Origin of the sequence: Spirillospora sp. NPDC047279 (assembly GCF_040643285.1) — a bacterium.
In the GTDB taxonomy this organism is placed as follows: Bacteria; Actinomycetota; Actinomycetes; order Streptosporangiales; family Streptosporangiaceae; genus Spirillospora.
The window spans coordinates 77020-95259 of record NZ_JBEYUA010000008.1; the positions used below are offsets into that span (position 1 = coordinate 77020).

Annotated in this window: 13 protein-coding genes; 4 read left to right on the forward strand and 9 right to left on the reverse strand. The window is 74.9% G+C overall.

The genetic code is table 11. The features are described 5' to 3' along the window. Nucleotides 1–7: 7 nt before the first annotated feature. The 5 genes from ABZ810_RS21620 to ABZ810_RS21640 form a co-directional block, all read right to left on the reverse strand. Nucleotides 8–1615, reverse strand: a complete 1608-nt coding sequence (locus ABZ810_RS21620) for a serine/threonine-protein kinase (RefSeq protein WP_358405671.1) — start codon at nucleotides 1613–1615, stop codon at nucleotides 8–10. Then, a complete protein-coding gene (locus ABZ810_RS21625) occupies nucleotides 1612–3240 on the reverse strand; it encodes a protein kinase (RefSeq protein WP_358405674.1) in 1629 nt (542 codons plus the stop codon). The genes ABZ810_RS21620 and ABZ810_RS21625 overlap by 4 nt, the downstream gene beginning before the upstream one ends. Nucleotides 3241–3298: 58 nt before the next feature. Then, nucleotides 3299–4096: a hypothetical protein gene (locus ABZ810_RS21630; protein WP_358405677.1), complete on the reverse strand. Its 798-nt coding sequence runs from the start codon at nucleotides 4094–4096 to the stop codon at nucleotides 3299–3301. A gap of 73 nt (nucleotides 4097–4169) precedes the next feature. Continuing rightward, on the reverse strand, nucleotides 4170–5057 hold the full coding sequence (locus ABZ810_RS21635; RefSeq protein WP_358405678.1) for a serine hydrolase: 888 nt from the start codon (nucleotides 5055–5057) through the stop codon (nucleotides 4170–4172). Beyond that, complete coding sequence (locus ABZ810_RS21640; protein WP_358405680.1) at nucleotides 5054–6019, reverse strand: LysR substrate-binding domain-containing protein; 966 nt, start codon at nucleotides 6017–6019, stop codon at nucleotides 5054–5056. Before ABZ810_RS21640 ends, ABZ810_RS21635 begins: the two co-directional genes overlap by 4 nt. 124 nt (nucleotides 6020–6143) lie before the next feature. Here ABZ810_RS21640 and ABZ810_RS21645 point away from each other — a divergent pair, with 124 nt between their 5' ends. Further along, nucleotides 6144–7793 (forward strand): penicillin-binding transpeptidase domain-containing protein, encoded by a 1650-nt coding sequence (locus ABZ810_RS21645; protein ID WP_358405682.1) that lies wholly within the window; start codon nucleotides 6144–6146, stop codon nucleotides 7791–7793. Nucleotides 7794–7800: 7 nt separating this feature from the next. Here ABZ810_RS21645 and bla read toward each other — a convergent pair whose 3' ends face one another. Further along, the gene (bla, locus tag ABZ810_RS21650; RefSeq protein WP_358405684.1) at nucleotides 7801–8853 is read right to left on the reverse strand and encodes a class A beta-lactamase; all 1053 of its coding nucleotides are present in this window, start codon (nucleotides 8851–8853) and stop codon (nucleotides 7801–7803) included. A 164-nt stretch (nucleotides 8854–9017) separates the two neighbouring features. Here bla and ABZ810_RS21655 point away from each other — a divergent pair, with 164 nt between their 5' ends. Further along, nucleotides 9018–12098: a BTAD domain-containing putative transcriptional regulator gene (locus ABZ810_RS21655; RefSeq protein WP_358405685.1), complete on the forward strand. Its 3081-nt coding sequence runs from the start codon at nucleotides 9018–9020 to the stop codon at nucleotides 12096–12098. Here the strand turns inward: ABZ810_RS21655 and ABZ810_RS21660 are convergent. Together ABZ810_RS21660 and ABZ810_RS21665 are read right to left on the reverse strand one after the other, a co-directional pair. After that, complete coding sequence (locus tag ABZ810_RS21660) at nucleotides 12076–13116, reverse strand: magnesium transporter CorA family protein (RefSeq protein WP_358405688.1); 1041 nt, start codon at nucleotides 13114–13116, stop codon at nucleotides 12076–12078. The two genes, ABZ810_RS21655 and ABZ810_RS21660, sit on opposite strands and share 23 nt — an antisense overlap. 56 nt (nucleotides 13117–13172) lie before the next feature. Beyond that, a complete protein-coding gene (locus tag ABZ810_RS21665; protein WP_358405689.1) occupies nucleotides 13173–14177 on the reverse strand; it encodes a LacI family DNA-binding transcriptional regulator in 1005 nt (334 codons plus the stop codon). Nucleotides 14178–14255: 78 nt separating this feature from the next. Here ABZ810_RS21665 and ABZ810_RS21670 point away from each other — a divergent pair, with 78 nt between their 5' ends. Then, entirely contained in the window at nucleotides 14256–15515 is a 1260-nt protein-coding gene (locus ABZ810_RS21670) for an MFS transporter (protein WP_358405691.1), read from the forward strand. Here ABZ810_RS21670 and ABZ810_RS21675 read toward each other — a convergent pair. After that, nucleotides 15499–17154, reverse strand: a complete 1656-nt coding sequence (locus tag ABZ810_RS21675; RefSeq protein WP_358405693.1) for a phospholipid carrier-dependent glycosyltransferase — start codon at nucleotides 17152–17154, stop codon at nucleotides 15499–15501. The two genes, ABZ810_RS21670 and ABZ810_RS21675, sit on opposite strands and share 17 nt — an antisense overlap. 102 nt (nucleotides 17155–17256) lie before the next feature. Between ABZ810_RS21675 and rsmI the strand changes: the two genes are divergently transcribed. Then, nucleotides 17257–18111 carry a 16S rRNA (cytidine(1402)-2'-O)-methyltransferase gene (gene rsmI, locus ABZ810_RS21680; protein ID WP_358405695.1) on the forward strand — a complete coding sequence of 285 codons (855 nt, stop codon included), beginning with the start codon at nucleotides 17257–17259 and terminating at the stop codon, nucleotides 18109–18111. Nucleotides 18112–18240 lie beyond the last annotated feature (129 nt).

Sequence of the window (18240 nt, forward strand, 5' to 3'; positions counted from 1 at the left end):
GTCCAACCTAAGAGGATCGTTTCAGTGCCGTCTCGATCAGGCGGGCCGTCGAGACCGCCTGCTCGCGCACCTGGGCCGGAGTGAGCGAGGGCCTGGCGTACTCGACGGTGACCAGCAGGCCGCCGCTGCGGAAGTACACCGTGGCCTGGGGCGTGGTCGAGAGTTCGACCACCGCGAAGGCCGCGTCCGCCAGGCCGCTGACGTCGGTGAACGGACGGCCCGGGTCGGGACTGGCGTTGCGCGGCGCGTAGGTGTCCCTGATCTCGGCGAAGCGGGTGCGCGTCGACCCGGCGGCTCCCGGGGCCTCGCCCTCGACCGTCACCTCCAGCTTGCCGCCGTCGTCCCCGGACCCCGCCGCGGGCTCCCATCCGCAGCGCTTGCCGGGGCGCCTGGTCGACGGGTCGGTGGACGCGCTCGGCGTGACCCTGAAGCCGGGCACGAGCCGCTCGGCCTGCGCCGGGGTGAGCATCGTGCAGACGGGCGGGATCGTCGCGGGGGCCGCCGGGGCCGCCGTCGAGCCCGCCGCGGCGGGGGTGCTCGGCGAACCCCCGCCCGCCGTGGAGGGGGACTTCCCGCCGCCGTTGCCGTCGTTCGAGGTGAGCACGATCGCGAGCACGACGGCCGCCGCGAGGACGGCGACGGCCGAGGCGGCCGCGGCCAGGGGCCACCGCCGCCGGCCGGGCGGCCGCAGGCCGGGCTCGGTCGGGCGCTCGGCCGGTGACCGGGTGGTGTGCCCCGGCGGGTGCGCGACCGGGGGAGGGCCGGACGGAAGCGGGACGGCCGGGGCCTGCGGAGCGGGCCGCCCGGCGGCCACGGCGCTCAGCCACCGCCGCGCGGCCTGATCGTCGAGGCGCGCGGCCGGGTCCTTGGTCATCAGCGCCATCAGCACCGGACCCAGCGCCCCGGAGCGGCGCGGCGGCTCGGGCGGTTCGGTGAGCACGGCGCTCAGCGTGCCCATCAGCGTTCCGCGGCTGAACGGCGCGCGCCCCTCGGCCAGCACGTACAGGGTCACGCCGAGCGACCAGAGGTCGGAGCCGGGCCCGCCGCCGGTGTGGCCGACCCGTTCGGGCGCCATGTAGGCCGGCGATCCGATGAGCGCGCCGGTCGCGGTGAGCGTGGCGTCGCCCGCCAGCGTCGCGATGCCGAAGTCGGTGAGCACCGCGCGGCCGTCGTCGCGCAGGAAGATGTTGGCGGGCTTGACGTCGCGGTGCAGGACGCCGCGTTCGTGCGCCGCCCGCAGCGCGGCCAGCACGTCCAGCCCGATCTCGGCGGCCCGCTCCGGCGGCAGCGGGCCGTCCTGCTCCAGCACGTCGTCCAGCGAGCGGCCGGGCAGCAGGTCCATGACGATGCACGGCCGCCCGCCGTCCTGGACGACGTCGTGCACGGTCACGATCGACGGGTGCCTGAGCAGCGCCGCCGCCCGCGCCTCGCGCATGGCCCGCTGCGCCGCCGTCGCCCGCGCCTCCGGGGCGAGCCCGGTGGGCAGGAGCAGCTCCTTGACGGCCACGTCGCGGCCGAGGGCCTCGTCGCGGGCGCGCCACACCACGCCCATGGCGCCCTGGCCCAGCCGCTGTACGAGCCGGTAGCGCCCGGCCAGCACCCGTTCGCCGCTCATCCCCGGCTCGCCAGGGCCTGGGCGGCCCAGCGGGCGGCCTGCGACGCCTCGCCAGGCCCGCCCGCGCCGCGGAAGGAGGAGTATTCGACCTCCACGACCCGCGACCCGAGCCGGAAGACGATGGTCGCCTTGTCCCGGGGGGCGTCGAGGCCACGGGTCTCGTACGAGTAGGCCTCGTCGCCCAGGCCGCTGACGTTCCGCGGCACCGTCGTCCGGCCGCGGACGCGGTCGAAGCCGAACTCCGGCCAGCCCCAGTAGTGGGTGGCCGGGTCGGCGTCCTCCCGCTTGGAGGTCATGAACCGCAGGCGAGCGTCGTCGGGAGACTCCGGCTGCACCTGGCTCGCGGACCGGGGGACCAGCGCGACGGTCAGGCCCCGCCGCTGCACGCCCCACCCGCACTCCAGTGTGCCGGCCTGGCGCTGACGCTCCGGCGTGCCGCCGGGCAGGAGCCGCCGCACCTGCGCGGGGGTCAGCAGCGTGCACACGTCGAGCGCGGCGGCGGACGGCGTGCCCGAGGCCGTCGGGCTGGGGGCGGCCGACGGCGTGCCCGCCGGCGGTGCGGCGCCCGTCCCGGTCGGACGGGCGGCCGGATCGTCGCCGCCCTGCCGGGCGAGCGCCACCGCGACCGTCGTCCCGGTGATCGCGAAGAGCGTGACGGCGGCGACCCCGATCAGGAGCGGTGCCCGCCGCCTGCCCGCCGGAGCGGGACCGAGACCGGGAGCGGGAGGCGGGAACGGCTGGGTGCCGGGCTGAGGAGGCGGCTGAGGGGGCGGCTGAGGGGGCGGCGGAGCGACGGGATCGCGGAGGCCGGACGGGCGGCCCCGCGCCACGTTCTGGAGCACCTGGCGGGTGGCGTCGACCGGGAGCCGCGCCGCCGGGTCCTTGTTGAGCATGTACCAGAGGAGCGGCGCCAGCGAGCCGGAACGGGCCGGCGGCCTGGGCTCCTCGGTCAGGACGGCGCCGAGGACGGCCATCGAGGTGTCGCGCTCGAACGGCCCGCGGCCCTCGACCGCCGCGTAGAGGGTCGCGCCCAGCGACCACAGGTCGGACTCCGGGCCCGCCCGCTCCTCCCGCAGCCGCTCGGGCGCGATGTAGCCGGGCGACCCGACCAGGGCGCCGGTGCTGGTCAGGGACGAGTCGGCCTCGATCTCGGCGATGCCGAAGTCGGTGAGGACCACCCGGTCGCCCGCCAGCAGCACGTTGCCGGGCTTGACGTCGCGGTGCAGGACGCCGCGCGCGTGCGCCGCCTGGAGGGCGTCCAGCAGGTGCAGGCCGATCCGGGCCGCCTCGGCGGGCGGCAGGGGGCCGCGCTCTCGGACGAGCCGGTCGAGCGAGGTGCCCTGGACCAGTTCCATCACGATCCAGGGCCGCTCGTCCTCGACGACCACGTCGTGCACCGTGATCACGCTCGGGTGGTCGATCAGCGCCGCCGCGCGCGCCTCACGTTGCGCGCGCTCGGCCATCGTCCGGCGCTCGTCCGCGGTCAGCCCGTCCGGAAGCCGGACCTCCTTGACCGCCACGTCGCGCCGCAGGACCTCGTCCACGGCGATCCACACCGTGCCCATGCCGCCGCCGCCCAGCGTCGAGGTGAGGCGGTACCGCCCGCCCAGCACCCGTTCAGACATGTGTGAATCCCCTCCAAGCGCCCACACGATACCGACAGGGACGCTCTGGAGGTGCGGGTCAGCACCACTGGACCGGGTTGCGGGTCTCGATCGAGGCGCGGAACACCGTGTCGAGCGGAACGAGGATGTAGGCGAAGTCGTCGGCGGTCACCGGACTGCTCACCACGCGCAGGTCGCGCGGGTGGTCGCCCTCGGAGTCGGTCCTGATCGGGCCCGACAGGGCGATCGTCACGCTGCGGTGCGCGTCGCTGAAGCGGACCAGGCGTTCTCCCGCCGATTCCTGGCTGAAGCGGCTCGACCGGAACACCTCCTCGTGCGGCTCGTCCAGGCCGCGGACGAAGAAGCCGCCCGGGTCGACGCCGGCCTGGTGGCGGGTGGAGCCGTCCCAGACGAAGACGCCGTCGTACCCGGCGACATAGGTGGCCAGGGTCCGCTCGTTCGCCTCGTCGACGAGCCTGATCTCCTCGCCCAGGTCGGCCCGGTAGCGGAAGAAGTCCAGCTCGGCCAGGGCGCGGCGGGCCAGCTCCGGCGGCAGGGCGCCGCCGTTGCCGTCGGGCAGCTCGGCGCACAGGACGGGGAAGTGCTCGGCGCCCGCGGTCAGCAGCGCCTCCTGGAAGACCCGGTAGCCGCCCCAGTTGGAGATCCGCACGGACACGGCATCCATGTCCTCGTGCGGGCACGCGCCCGTCTCCTTCCACTGGTAGAAGGCGACGTCGAGCTCCTCGTTGCCCTCGTACGGCACGGACAGGCCGAGGTATCCGTCCTCGTCCTCGACGATGAGGGCGCGCGGGAACGGCGGCTCGCTGACGAGCCCGTCCTGCCAGCAGCGGCAGCGGACGAAGGCATCCAGTCCCATGACGACCTCCCGCCGATCACGATAGGAAGCGGGACGGCTCCGGGGGTACCCATTTTCCGGCCGGCCGCCGGGGTCAGGGGGAGCGGCGCAGGGCCTCCACGGCCATCCGCGCGGAGGTGCCGATGACCGCGTCCGCCTGCGGCAGCACCGCGATCGGCAGCAGCGAGCGGGTGAACACCGCCACGGCGTAGGTGCCGCCGTCGGGGTACTCGACCACGCCGACCTCGTTGCGGATGGTGGGCAGGGTGCCGGTCTTGCCGCTCACCCGGACGTCGTCGTAGGGGAACCCGGACGACAGCCGGTGCGGCCACACCTGGAGGCCGAACAGCCGGCGCATCTGGGCGCACTCGTCCGGCGGCGCCGCCTCGTCCCGCCAGATCAGGCCCATCAGCCGGGTCATCTCGCGCGGCGTGCTGCGGCTGGTGAGCACGGGGTCGAGCACGCGCAGCCGGCCGAGCACGCCGGGCTCGTCGAGCAGCCCCCACAACTCGCCGAGGCTCTCCACGCCGCCGTCGGCGAGCATCGCCGCGTAGAGGTCGCTCCCGGCGCCGGCGACGTGCGTGCGGCGCAGGCCGAGGGCGGCGACGGTGGCGTTGACCGTGTCGAGGCCGACCCGGTTCATGAGGGTGTCGCCGGCCGCGTTGTCACTGACGGTGATCATGAAGCAGGCCAGGTCGCGCAGCGACATGCGCACCTCGTCGAGCAGCACCGAGGTGCCGGTGGGCCCGTCGGCGCGGTCGCCGGGCCCCAGCGTGACCTGCTCGCGCGGGTCGAGCAGCCCGGCCGCGGCCTGCCGGTGGAACGCCACCAGCAGCGGCACCTTGAACACCGAGGCGAGCACGACCGGCTCGTCCGCCCGGACGTCGATCTCGCGGCCGGTGCCGAGGTCGACCGCGTGCAGGAAGCCGGTGACGCCGGCGTCGCGGAAGGCCGCCTCGATCCGGGCGTGCGGGGCTGTCATGCCAGGAACCCCGAGGCCGGGCGGGCCACCACGCGGCGGGCGGGGCGGCGGTCGAGCGGCACCATGCCCGCCTCCCGCTTCAGCACGGCCGTGGCGACCTCGCCGAACTCCCGGACGGCGGGCTCGCCCGCGGAGGCCGCCGGCCACGCGCAGGACGTCCGCCACTGCAACGGCGCGCCCGCCAGCGGCCGCCAGGTCACCCCGGCCACGTCCGAGGTACGGGCGGTGAGCGCCACCGCGGTGCCGGCGAGGACGAGGCCGAGCGCGAACTGCGGATGCCTCGCCTCGTGGACCACCGGCGGATCGTAGCCGTTCCGGCGGCAGCTCGCGAGGAGCTCGTCGTACGCGCCGGGCGCCTCCTCACGTGGGAAGACGACGAGCTCGCGGCCGGCGAGGTCGGACAGGTGCGTCTCGGTGCCGCGCGGCTCCGCGGAGGGCGGTTCCGCGGAGGGCAGGAGGACGCCGACGTGCTGCCCGAGCATCGGGCCGAGCCCGAGGCCGCGCGAGTCGATCGGGTGCCGGACGACGCCGGCGTCCAGCGTGCCCTCGCCGAGCGCGCGGACCTGCTCGGCCGAGGAGATCTCGCGCAGGTCGAGCCGCAGGTCGGGGCGGCGTTCGCGGAACGCGGCGATCAGGGCGGCGACGACCGCGCCGCCCAGGTCGGGCGGCAACCCGGCACGGATGGTGCCGATCTCGCCCCGGCGGGCCCGTTCGGCGAGAGAATGCACCCGTTCCACGCGGGTGAGGATCTCGCGTGCCTCGTCCAGCAGGAGCCGCCCGGCGGCGGTGAGCTCCACCCGGCGGCTGGACCGGTCGAAGAGCCGGACGCCGAGCTCCCTCTCCAGCCGCTGGATGCGCTGGCTGAGCGGTGGCTGGGCCATGCCGAGCCGCTCCGCCGCCCGCCCGAAGTGCAGTTCTTCGGCGACGATGACGAAGCAGTTGAGATGGCCGACCAGGTTCACGACCAGCGACTATATCAATTCGCATATCTCACCGACATTGATATGAATCTTGGACTTTTTGCTGGTCGGCTGGTGTCCTGTGCGGCGTCCGAGTAGTCGTGCAGGGAATCTGAAGGGGGAACGGATGCGCCGATCGCGTGCGGTCATCGCGCTGGTGGCGGCCTTCGCCGTGCTGGCGGGGGGAGGCGCCGCCTGGTGGTTCCTGAAGGGGGACGACGGACCGGGGGAGACCGCGACGAGCTATCTCGCGGCCTGGGAGCGCGGCGACGTCGCGGCGATGCGCGGCCTGACGGCCGGCCCGCCGGCCGACTTCGACAAGAGGATCACGCAGCTGCGCGACGACCTGGGCGTGGTGCGCCAGAAGTACGTGCTGAAGACCACCGGCAAGCCCAAGGACGGCGCGGCCGGCGGCTCGTTCGAGGCGACGCTCACGCTGGCGGGCGACCGGACCTGGACCTACGCCGGGATGCTGGCGTTCACCAGGCAGGACGGCGAATGGCTCGTCGACTGGACGCCGCAGAACATCTACCCGACCCTCCAGGAGGGCCAGCGGCTCAAGGCCTCCCGCACCTGGCCGACGCGCGCCGGGATCACGGCGGCCGACGGCAGCGCACTGGACTCGTCCCCGTCCGGCTCCGTCCAGCAGCTCGCCGGCCCGGTCGGCCCCGCCACCGCCGACGCGGCCAGGAAGCTCGGCGCCCCGTACCGCGCCGGTGACACCGTCGGCACCGACGGCCTCCAGCGCCAGTACGAGCGGCGCCTGGCCGGGACGCCCGCGCTCGCCGTCCAGATCGTGGGGGCCGACGGCAGGGCGGTCAAGACGTTGCAGCGGTTCGGCGGCGCCGACGGGCGGCCGGTCGCGACGACGCTCGACCCGAAGGTGCAGAAGGCGGCGGGCGAGGCGATGGCGGACGTGAACAAGCCCGCCTCGCTGGTGGCGCTGCGGCCGTCCACCGGGGCGATCCTCGCCGTCGCCAACAAGCCGGGCGGCTACAACCGCGCGCTGATGGGCCGCTACCCGCCGGGCTCCACGTTCAAGGTGGTCACGGCGGCGGCGCTGGTCGCCGACGGCCTGGACGCGCGGAGCCGGGTCGGCTGCCCGGCGACCACCGACGTCGGCGGCCGGCAGTTCAAGAACTACAAGAACGAGGACTTCGGCACCGTGTCGTTCCGCGACGCGTTCGCGCACTCGTGCAACACCACCTTCGCCCGGATGGCGGTCGACAAGCTGGGCCAGAAGCGGCTGGGACAGGTGGCGGACCAGTTCGGGTTCAACGCGCCGATCATCGCCGGGCTGCCCGCGGTCCGCGCCTCGTTCCCCCAGAACAAGGACGACACCTCGTTCGCCGCCGCCTCGTTCGGCCAGGGCCAGGTGCTGACCAGCCCGCTCAACATGGCGAGCGTCGCCGCCGCCGCGGCGAGCGGCACGTGGCGGTCGCCGCTGCTGGTCGACGCCGGCCTCGCCTCGCAGGCGCTGGACGCGGGCGGGCGCAAGCCCGAGCGGCCGCACGTGCTGGAGCCCGGCGTCAGGCGGGCCCTGCGCACCCTGATGCCCGCCGTGGTCAAGGAGGGCACCGCCGCGAACGTCAGCTTCCCCGCGGGGACGGCGGGCAAGACCGGCACCGCCGAGTTCGGCTCCGGTACCGAGCCGCCCACCCACGCCTGGTTCATCGGCTACCGCGGGGACGTCGCGTTCGCGGTCATCGTGGAGGACGGCGGCACCGGAGCCGAGGCCGCCGCCCCCATCGCGGCGACGTTCCTGCGCGGCCTGTGACCCGGCGTCAGGAACGGCCGAGGGCCCGGATGAGCACGGCGGTGGCCGACGCGATCGCCGCGTCGTCGTTCTCCCGGCCGTTCTCGACGCGGTTGGTGTAGACGGCGATGAAGACGGGGGCCTCAGACGCGGCGGAGCCGCCTCGGGGGGCGTGGGGGGTCGTCCCCCCTCGGACGGCACTGGACGCGGGAGACCAGGCGATCGCGACGTCGTTCGCGGCGCCGTAGTTGCTCGCGCCCGCGGTCCCGGTCTTGTGGCCGAGCGTCCAGCCCTCGGGCAGGCCCGCCTTGATGCGGGCGGTGCCGGTGGACGTGTCCTTCAGCCAGCCGATCAGCTGAGCCCGGTCGGGCGCCGTGAGCCCCCGGCCGACGGTGACCGACTGGAGGCTGCGCGCGACGGCCGCCGGCTGGGTGGTGTCGCGCTTCTCTCCGGGGTGCCACAGGTTGAGGCCGGGCTCGGTCCGGTCCAGCCGCGACACCGGGTCGCCGATGGAACGGAAGAAGCGGGTCAGCGCCGCCGGGCCGCCGATCTCGTCCAGGATCAGGTTGGCCGCGGTGTTGTCGCTCACGGTGATGGCGGCATGGCAGAGCTGCGCGAACGTCATGCCGTTCCTGATGTTCTCCTCCAGTTCGGTGACCGGGGAGTTCTCGAGGATGTCGTCCTCGGTCCAGTGGACGACGCGGTCGAGGAGGCGCGGATCGGTCGTGCGGGCCTTGTGCTGGAGCGCCGCCGCCGCGAACGCCTTGAACGTGGACGCCAGCGGGAACCGTTCGCCGTCGCGGTAACCGGCGCTCTTCCCGGTGGCGGTGTCGAGGGCGAACGCGCCGATGCGGCTCTCGTACTTCTTCTCCAGCGCGCGCATCTCGCGGCGGACGTCGACCCGTACGGCGGTGTTCCCGGTGCCGTTCTGGACGGTGCCGGTCTGGGCCGAGACGCCGCTCTGGGTCCGCGCCGGGGCCTCGGCGCCGGACGCGCAGGCCGCGGTACTGGTGAGCAGGGCGGACGTCATCAGGGCGGCGAGACCTGCGGTGGTCCGCTGACGCCGGGTGGGGAAACGCATTCGGGAGCCTCTCGATCGTCGGATGGTGCTCTCGGACGTGGAGAGAAGACCAGAGACGCGAAGGTCATGTCCAATATTGATATGAGTCCGACCTTGATATGGAAATGCATATAGTCGCTGCCCGCGGTGTCACGTTCGACGAAGATCCGGCAAACTGCAACATCGTGGACATCAGGTCGGAGGGCGCCCAAGGGCTGCGTTTCGCCGTGCTCGGGCCCGTGCGCGCCTGGGCGGGCGGCGCCGAGGCCGCGCTCGGCGGGCCGCAGCAGCGGGCGCTGCTCGCCGTCCTGCTGCTGAACGGCGGCCGGGCGGTGCCGATCGACCACCTCGTGGACACGCTGTGGGGGAACGAGCCGCCCGCGCGCGCCGTCGGCACGTTGCGGACGTACGTCTCCCGGCTGCGGCTGGCGCTCGAGCGCGACCGGACCCGGCCCGAGTTCCTGGTGTCGGCGGGCGACGGGTACGCGCTGCGCGTCCCGGCGCACCATCTCGACGCGGCGGTCTTCGAGGACCTCGCCGCGCAGGCGCGGGACGCCCGCGAGCGGGGCGACCTCGCCCGGGCCCGCGAGCTGCTGGGCCGGGCGCTCGACCGCTGGGACGGCGCCACCGCCCTGGCCGGTCTGCCCGGCCCGTTCGCCGCGGCCCAGCGGGCCCGCCTCGCCGAGCGGCGGCTGGCCGTGCTGGAGGCGCGGATCGAGGCCGATCTCGCCGCGGGCGGCCATGCCGAGATCGTCGGCGAGCTCGCCGTGCTGACCGCCGATCACCCGCTCCGCGAGAGCCTGCGCGCCCTCCAGATGCTCGCGCTCTACCGGTGCGGGCGCCAGGCGGAGGCGCTGGAGGTGTACGCCGAGGCCCGCCGGCTGCTGGCGGGCGAACTCGGCATCGAACCCGGCGCGGAGCTCCGAGAGACGCACGAACGTGTGCTGCGCGCCGAGGCCGAGGCCGAGCCCGCGCCGTCCCCGGCCGTGGCGCCGCCTCCCGTGCCGGCGCCACCAGCACCCGTGCCACCAGCACCGGCTCCGCCCGCGGCGCTTCCGGCCGACCTCGCGGACTTCACCGGCCGCGCGGCCGCGATCGAGCGGCTGACCTCGCTGCTGACGGTGGCCGAACGCACCGCCCCGGCCATCGCCGCCGTGTCCGGGATAGGCGGCGTGGGCAAGACCGCGCTGGCCGTCCACGTCGGCCATGCCGTGCGCGCCTCGTACCCCGGCGGCCAGCTGTACGTGGACCTGCACGGCGCGGGCGCGCACCCCGCCGAGCCCGCGGCCGTCCTCGGCGAGTTCCTGCGGGCGCTCGGCGTGCCCGGCGCGGCCGTTCCGGAGACGGAGGGCGAACGTGCCGCGCTCTACCGGACGAGGCTCGCCGGCGCGCGGGTGCTCATCGTCCTCGACAACGCGCGCGACGCCGCCCAGATCCGCCCGCTGCTGCCCGGTTCGCCGGGATGCGCCGTGCTGGTGACCTCGCGCGCCAGGCCCACCGGCGTCCCGGGGCTCCGCCTGGTCGACCTCGACGTGCCCGATCCGGCGGAGGCCGCCGCGCTGTTCGCCGCCGTCGCCGGGCCCGGACGGGTCGCCGGCGAGGCCCGCGCGGTCCGGCGAGCGGTCACGCTCTGCGGCCACCTGCCGCTGGCCGTCCGGATCGCCGCCGCGCGGCTGGCCGCCCGTCCCGGCTGGACCGTCGCCGGCCTGGCCGCCCGCCTGGAGGACGAGCGGCGCAGGCTGCCCGAGCTGCGGCTCGGCGACCTGGACGTGGAGGCGACCTTCCGGCTCGGCTACGACCAGCTGGACGCCGGCCAGGCGCGCGCGTTCCGGCTGCTCGCGCTCCCGGAGACCGGGTCCTTCGCGCCCGCCGCCGCGGCCGCGCTGCTCGGCGTCGACCGGTGGACGGCCGACGACCTGCTCGAGACCCTGGTCGATCTGGGCCTGCTGGACTCGCCCGCGGCCGGCCGGTACCGCTTCCACGACCTGCTGTGGTTGTTCGCCCGGCAGGTCTCCGGGGAGGACGACCCGGCCGCCGAACGGCGCGCGGCGCTGACCCGGCTGCTCGGCCACCTGACCCTGACCCAGTGCCGCGTGTTGCGGGCGGTCCGCCCCGGAACGCTCGCCCACGACGCCGGCGACCATGACGAGGACGATCCCGGCGGGCCGGGGTTCGCCACCATGGCCGAGGCGCGGGCCTGGACCGCGGCCGAGCTGTCGGGGCTGCTCACCGTCGTCCGCCAGGTCGCCGAGGACCCGGACGGCCCGCTCGCCGCCGCGGCCGACCTGCTGCTCGCCATGGACCCGCTGCTGGAGGACGGGTACCGGTGGGCCGAGGTCGAGCCCGCGGCCCGCGCCGTCCTGGCGGAGGCGACCCGGCGCGGCGACGTGCGGGCCGAGGCGCGGGCCCGGCACGCGTTCGGCCGGCTGCTCACCCACACCAGCCGGCTGGACGAGGCCCATGACCATGCCGAGCGCGTGCTCGTCCTGTGCCTGGAGACCGACGACCGGGTGCTGCTCGCGGCGGCCCACGACCTGCTCGCCCACATCGCGCTGTACCGGCGGGACCCGCGGCGGGCGGTCGAGCACACCGAGCTCGCGCTGGCGCTCGGCCGCGAGCTCGGCGACCGCGCCGGTGAGATCGAGCGCACCGCCAACCTCGCGTACCTGCGCGTGGACCTGGGCGACGCCGAGGGCGCCGCCGCCTCCGCCGAACGTGGCCGCGCGCTGGCCAGGGAGACCGGCTACGCCACCGGGGAGGCGTACGCGTTGTACGTCCTCGGCATCGCGCTGCGGGAGCTGGGCCGGCTGGACGAGGCCGTGGCCAGGTTCGACGACGCCCTCGCCATCTGCTGGTCGCAGGGCCTGCGCGCCCGCGAGTCGTACGTGCTGCTGCGGATCGCCGAGACCCAGCTCGAACGCGGCCGTCCGCACGAGGCGGTGGCGTGCGCCGAGAAGTCGCTGGCGATCGGCCGCGAGCTGGGCGAGGAGTACCAGCAGGGCCGGGCGCTGGTCGCGCTCGGCCACGCGCTGCACGCCCGCGACTCCGCGCCGGACGGTGCCCGCGCCTCCATGCCGGACGGCGTCCGTGCCTCCATGCCGGACGGCGTCCGTGACTCTGTGCCGGACGGCGCTCGCGACCCCGCCGCCGACGGTGCCCGCGAATGCTGGAAGGCCGCGCTGGAGCTGTTCGCCGCGCTCGGCGTGGGCGAGGCCGACGACGTGCGGGCGCTGCTCGACGGCGTCACAACCAGTCGCGGGCCTTGAAGACGGCGTAGAGCGCCACGCTGCAGGTGACCATGATGACGGCGCTGGTGACGAAGCCCCAGTGCGCGCCCGAGCCCGGGTAGGGCACGTTCTGCCCGTAGAACCCGGTGACGGCGGTGGGCACCGCGATGATGGCGGCCCAGCTGGTGACCTTCTTCATCACCTCGTTGAGCCGGTTGCCCTGCAACGCGATCCGGGTGTCGAGCAGGTTGGCGACCATGTCGCGCAGGCTGTCGGACCACTCCGAGACGCGCATCGTGTGGTCGTACACGTCCTGGTAGTAGGGGACGAGCGGCGCCGCGACGAGCTGCAGGTCGCGCCGCAGCAGCGTGTTGACCAGCTCGCGCATCGGCAGCGCGATCCGGCGCAGCGACACCAGGTTGCGGCGCAGGTTGAAGCTGCGCCGCTGGATGTCGCGGACCGGGTATCCGTCGTCGAACACCAGGTCGCCCAGCTCGTCGGCCTCGGCGTCGAGCGTCTGGATCGTGTCGAGGTGCGCGTCGACGACCATGTCGAGGAGGTTGTAGAGCAGGTAGGCGACGCCGTACCTCACCAGCTCGGGGCGCTCGATGTCGGGACTGTCGTCCCAGCGGCGGATCAGCGCGTCGATGTCGAAGCCGGCGTCCTGCCGCACGGTCACCAGCGCGCGCTCGGTGATGAACGCCGAGACCTCGTGCAGCACCAGCTCGCCGTCGGGGGCGCACTCGGGCGAGTAGACGTTGAGGAACGCGTACTTGTTGTAGCGGTCGAGCTTGGTGCGCTCGTGGCGGGAGACGGCGTCCTCGACGGCGACCGGATCGAGGTCGAGCTCCTCGGCGAGCACCGTGAACGCCTCGTGGTCGGGCGCGCACAGGTCGAGCCAGACGACGGCGTCGGGCTGCTCCAGGTAGTCGCTGACCTCGGCGACCGGGAAGCCCTCGACCTCCACCTTGCCGTTGCGCCACACGCGGGTGCGCGGCGGCCGTGCGCCGAGCCGTCCGTGGGCGGCCGGATCGACCTCGGATGGGATCTCGGACATGTGACCTTTCTAGCCCGCGGGGCCGCTCCCTAACCGGGGTTCGCCCGCGGCGCGGGTCACGGGGCGGTGCGCGGCGCCGGCCCGGTGGAGCCGCGGACGACCAGCTCGCCCGGGAGCGGCCCGGGGCGCGGGGTGCCACCGTCCAGCACCTCCAGCAGGGCCGTCATGCCCTGGGCGCCCAGCGCCTCGGCCGGCAGCCGGACCGTGGTCAGCTCGGGCTCCAGCGCGGTGGCGATCTGGACGTCGTCGATCCCGGTGACCGAGAGGTCGCCCGGCACCTCGAGGCCGCGGGCCCGCGCCGCCTTGTAGGCGCCGGCGGAGATCAGGTCGTCGTCGCAGACGAGCGCGGTGGGCGGGTCGGGCAGGTCGAGGAGCCGCCCGGCCGCGTCGCGCGCCGAGCCCACCTCCAGATCGCCCGCCGACCGGACGTACGAGCCGCCGGGGAGCGCCCGGACGGCCTCGGCGAGAGCGGCGCCGCGGTCGTGGAACGTCCACTGGCCGATCGACGCCGCGACGTGGCCGATGCGCCGGTGCCCGAGCGCGGCGAGGTGCGCGGTGATCGCCCGCATCCCGGACGCGACGTCGAAGACGACGGTGGGCGCGGCGCCGGCCGGGTCGCTGTCGAGCATGACCACCGGGGTGCCGCGGAAGGCGCTGGCCACGTCGGTGGCGAGCGAGGAGGCCAGGATGCCGTCGATCGCCTCGTGCGGCGCGGCGAACGGGCTGTCGGCGGGCCCGGCGTCGTCCGGCCACGGGTAGGCGACGATCCCGAACCCGTGCTCGGCGGCCACCCTGGCGGCGCCCTGGTAGACGTCGCCGAAGAACGGCGCGCTGAGCGTCGGCACGATCAGCAGCACGGTGCGGGTGGTGCCCAGGCGCAGGCTGCGGGCGGCCAGGTTGGGCCGGTAGCCGAGGCGGCCCGCGGCCTCGCGCACGGTCTGCGCGGTGGCGGGGGAGACCCGTCCGCTCCACTTGCCGCCCAGGACGAGGGAGACCGTGGACTGCGAGACCCCGGCCTCCTGGGCGACGTCCCTGCTCGTCGGGCGTCCGGTACCTGGCACGGGAAACAGGGTAGAAGGGAGAGCCCCCTTAGTGGTACGTATGACGGGACAAGTAATACGTATGACTTCGGAGATCGCATGCGCGCCTACGGCGAATTCCTGCGGCTGCCCCACGCGGCCCGGCTGCTCGGCGGCACCCTGCTGGGGCGGCTTCCCAACGGCATGGGCATGCTCGCCGTGGTGCTCCACATCCGGGCCGAGGGCGGTGGATACCCGCTGGCCGGCGCGCTGGGCGGGGTGCTCGGCCTGGCCATGGCGGCGGGCCAGCCGGTGCTCGGCCGCACCATGGACAGGCTCGGCCAGCCGCGCGTCCTGCTGCTGTCGGCGCTCGCGTCGGCCGCCGGGTTCACGCTGCTCGCGGCCGTCGGCGCCGACCCCCTGCCGGTCGCGATCGCGGCCGTCGTGCTCGCCGGCTTCGCCACCCCGCCGCTGGAGGCCGGGCTCCGCGCGCTCTGGCCCGCCGTGCTGCCCGGTCCCGGCCAGGTCCAGGCGGCGTACGCGCTGGACGCCGCCGCCCAGGAGATCCTCTTCACGGTCGGCCCGCTGATCGTGGTCGCCGCCGCCGCGGTGTCGACCGAGACCGCCCTGATCCTCACCGGTCTCCTGGGCATCGCCGGGACGCTGGTGATCATCACCTCCGGCCCCTCCCGCGACTGGGTCGGGGAGCCCCGGGCCGCCGACTGGGCGGGCCCGCTGCGTTCACCCGGCCTGCGCGTCCTGCTTCTCGGGCTGACGTTCGCGGGCGTGGCACTGGGCGTGTACGCGGTGGCCGTGGTCGCCTACGCCGAGCGCATGCACAACGACCTCGCGTCCGGCCTGCTCCTGGCCTCCATGGCGGCCGGCGCCCTCCTCGGCGGCCTGGTGTACGGCGCTCGCGTCTGGCCGGGCGAGGCGCACCGCCGCCTGCCCTGGCTCCTGGGCGCGCTGGCCGCGGGCTATGTGCCGCTCGTCTGGGCGCCCGGCCTGCCCCTCATGACCGTGCTGGCGTTCGTCAGCGGGGTGTTCCTGGCGCCGGTGCTGGCGTGCAGCTTCTCCCTGGTGGACCGGCTCGCGCCGAGCGGCACGGTCACCGAGGCCTTCGCCTGGGTGGTCGCGGCGGTGGGCGCGGGCAGCGCGCTCGGCTCGGCCGTCTCGGGCATCGGCCAGGACATGGCCGGAGTCCCGGGCGCCTTCGCCGGCGCCGCCGCGGGCGGCGTCCTGGCCCTGCTGGCCTGCCTCCTGGGCGCCCGCACCCTGCGTCCCGCCGTCCGGGAGCAGCCGGTGAGGCCGGCGTACGAGCCGGCGGGCGGTGCCCAGGAGCGTCCGGCCCGGCGCCGCCGCGTCAGATCCAGGACCTGAACCAGATCCGGTCCTGCCACTGCTCGTAGGTGATGATCTTCGCGGCCAGGATCGGATAGAAGTACGCGAAGTTGACGAGGACGAGCAGCACGAACGCGCCGGCCGCCGCGGCGCCGACGATGCGGCGGGTGCCGACGGCGGCGGACGACCCGGGCTCGGGCAGGTACTTCGACAACGGCACCGAGCCGAGCCCGGACAGGTCGTCGGCCCGCCTGGGCGCGGGCCCGATGAGATAGCCGAGCACCAGCACCACGCCGAGGACCATGAACGGCACCATCGGGGTCGCGTAGAAGAGGAACATCGTCCGGTCGGAGAACGCCGGCACGAACCAGGGCGCCCAGCCGGCCACGACGCCCAGCAGGATCGCGCCCGCGCGCCAGTCGCGCAGCACCGCCCACAGGCCCACGCAGATGACGAGCGCGAGCAGCGCGCCCCACCACAACACCGGGGTGCCGATGCCGAGGATCTCGCGCGAGCACTTGGCCGCGCCGCACTGCCCCTTGGGCTCGCTGTAGAAGAAGGCCACCGGGCGGTGCAGGATCGGCCAGTCCCAGGGCCACGACTGGTAGGGGTGCTTGGCGTCCAGGCCGGTGTGGAACTTCCACATCTCGCGGTGGTACTTCCACAGCGGGGACAGCGCCTCGAACGGCCGCAGCGGGGCGAAGCCCGCGACCTCGCCGCGCCCCCAGCCGCCCGGCTTGAAGATCCAGCCCCACCAGGTGGCCAGGTAGGTGATCACGGCCACCACGACGATCTGCACGAACGCGGGCCCGGCCTCCAGCAGCAGCGCCCCGCCGAACGGCCGCTGCACCCGGGCGGCGCGGCGGGCGCCGTAGTCCCAGAGCACGACCATGAGCCCGAAGGCGGCGATGTAGTAGAGGCCGGTCCACTTGGTGGCCAGGGCCATGCCGAGGCAGACCCCCGCGGGGATGCGCCACCAGTGCACGATGAACGGGCCGAACGGCCCGGCCGGCGCGGCGTGCGCCCGTTCGACCGCGTCCGCGAGGCGCCGCCGCGAGACGTCCCGGTCGATGACCAGGCAGGCGAACCCGGCCAGCACCCAGAACATCACGAAGATGTCGAGCAGCGCGGCGCGGCTGGTGACGAACATCAGCCCGTCCAGCGCCAGCAGCAGGCCGGCGGCGCAGCCGAGCAGCGTCGAGCCGGTCATCCGGCGCGCCACCCGGCACAGGATCAGCACCGACAGGGTGCCGACCAGGGCGGGCACGAAGCGCCAGCCGAACGGCGTCGCGCCGAACATCCACTCACCGATGGCGATCATCCACTTGCCGCCGGGCGGGTGCGCCACGAACGACGGCCCGTCGGCCCAGATGTCGGCGTTCTTGTCGGCCAGCAGGAGCTTGTCGGCGTCCTTGACCGTGCTGTGCTCCCACCCGAAGTTCAGCAGCGCCAGCGCGTCCTTGGCGTAGTAGGTCTCGTCGAAGACCACCGCGTGCGGGTTGGCCAGCCGGTCGAAGCGCAGGAAGCCCGCGAACGCGGTCACCAGCAGCGCGCCGAGCCAGCCGGCGAGGGCGCTGCCCGGGGTCGGCGGGGAGAGCCACTCGCGCAGGGAGCCCCCGCGGCGCCCCTCACGCGGCTCCTGGATCTCGTCCGCCGGCGCGTAATCCGTCATCGCCATCCCGCCATCGTAAGGGCGAGTCCGGGAGATGTCGGGCGCGCCATGACCGTGCGGGCGGCCCGCGCGTTCATGGGCGGGACCGGCGGGCGGGAGAATGGAGGCGTGACGGCTGATCAGACCACCGGGACCCTGCTGCTGGGGGCGGCGCCGATCGGCCGCCCCGACGACGCTTCCGCGCGGTTGCGCGCCGCGCTCGCCGAGGCGGCGATCATCGCGGCCGAGGACACCCGGCGGCTGCGCCGGCTCGCCGCCGACCTGGGCGTCGAGCTGAACGCCCGGATCGTCTCCTACTACGACCAGAACGAGCGGGCCCGCGCGGCCGAGCTGCTGGACGAGCTCCTCGCCGGCCGCGACGTCCTGGTGATCACCGACGCCGGCCTGCCGGGCGTGTCCGACCCCGGCTACCGCCTGGTCGTGGCGGCGGTCGCCGAGGGGGTGCGGGTCTCCGTGCTGCCCGGCCCGTCGGCGGTGACGACCGCGCTGGTGGTGTCCGGCCTCCCCACCGACCGGTTCTGCTTCGAGGGCTTCCCGCCGCGCAAGCCGGGTGAGCGGTCGCGGCGGTTCGCCGAGCTGGCCGCCGAGCCGCGCACGATGGTGTTCTTCGAGTCGCCGCGCCGCCTGGGCGCCACGCTCGCCGCGATGGCCGAGGCGTTCGGCGCCGATCGGCCCGCCGCCGTCTGCCGCGAGCTGACCAAGACCTACGAGGAGGTCCGGCGCGGCCCGCTGGCCGAGCTCGCCGGGTGGGCGGGCGACGACGTCAAGGGCGAGATCACGCTCGTGGTCGGCGGCGCGCCCGCGCCGGAGGGCCTGTCCGAGCCGGCCGACCTGGCGGCCGAGGTCGCCGCCCGCGAGGCCGCCGGGACCCATCGCAAGCAGGCGATCGCGGACGTCGCCAAGGAGAACGGCGTGCCCAAGCGGGTCGTCTTCGACGCCGTCGTGGCCGGCAAGAACGGCTGAACCACCGCGGATCCCACCGACAGGCGATCCCCATGGAGTTCGGAACGCTCCAGTACCGGGAATCCTGGAAGTGAGAGCCGCGCGGGGCCAGACTGGTGCCAGGAAGCGCGATGTGGCGGTCACCGAGGG

Bases quoted from the DNA above. Each gene is read 5' to 3' on its own strand.
- ABZ810_RS21660 (WP_358405688.1), bottom strand. From the start codon at position 13,116: ATGTCCGAGATCCCATCCGAGGTCGATCCGGCCGCCCACGGACGGCTC.
- ABZ810_RS21675 (WP_358405693.1), bottom strand. From the start codon at position 17,154: ATGGCGATGACGGATTACGCGCCGGCGGACGAGATCCAGGAGCCGCGT.
- ABZ810_RS21625 (WP_358405674.1), bottom strand. From the start codon at position 3,240: ATGTCTGAACGGGTGCTGGGCGGGCGGTACCGCCTCACCTCGACGCTG.
- ABZ810_RS21630 (WP_358405677.1), bottom strand. From the start codon at position 4,096: ATGGGACTGGATGCCTTCGTCCGCTGCCGCTGCTGGCAGGACGGGCTC.
- bla (WP_358405684.1), bottom strand. From the start codon at position 8,853: ATGCGTTTCCCCACCCGGCGTCAGCGGACCACCGCAGGTCTCGCCGCC.
- ABZ810_RS21635 (WP_358405678.1), bottom strand. From the start codon at position 5,057: ATGACAGCCCCGCACGCCCGGATCGAGGCGGCCTTCCGCGACGCCGGC.
- ABZ810_RS21620 (WP_358405671.1), bottom strand. From the start codon at position 1,615: ATGAGCGGCGAACGGGTGCTGGCCGGGCGCTACCGGCTCGTACAGCGG.
- ABZ810_RS21670 (WP_358405691.1), top strand. From the start codon at position 14,256: ATGCGCGCCTACGGCGAATTCCTGCGGCTGCCCCACGCGGCCCGGCTG.
- ABZ810_RS21645 (WP_358405682.1), top strand. From the start codon at position 6,144: ATGCGCCGATCGCGTGCGGTCATCGCGCTGGTGGCGGCCTTCGCCGTG.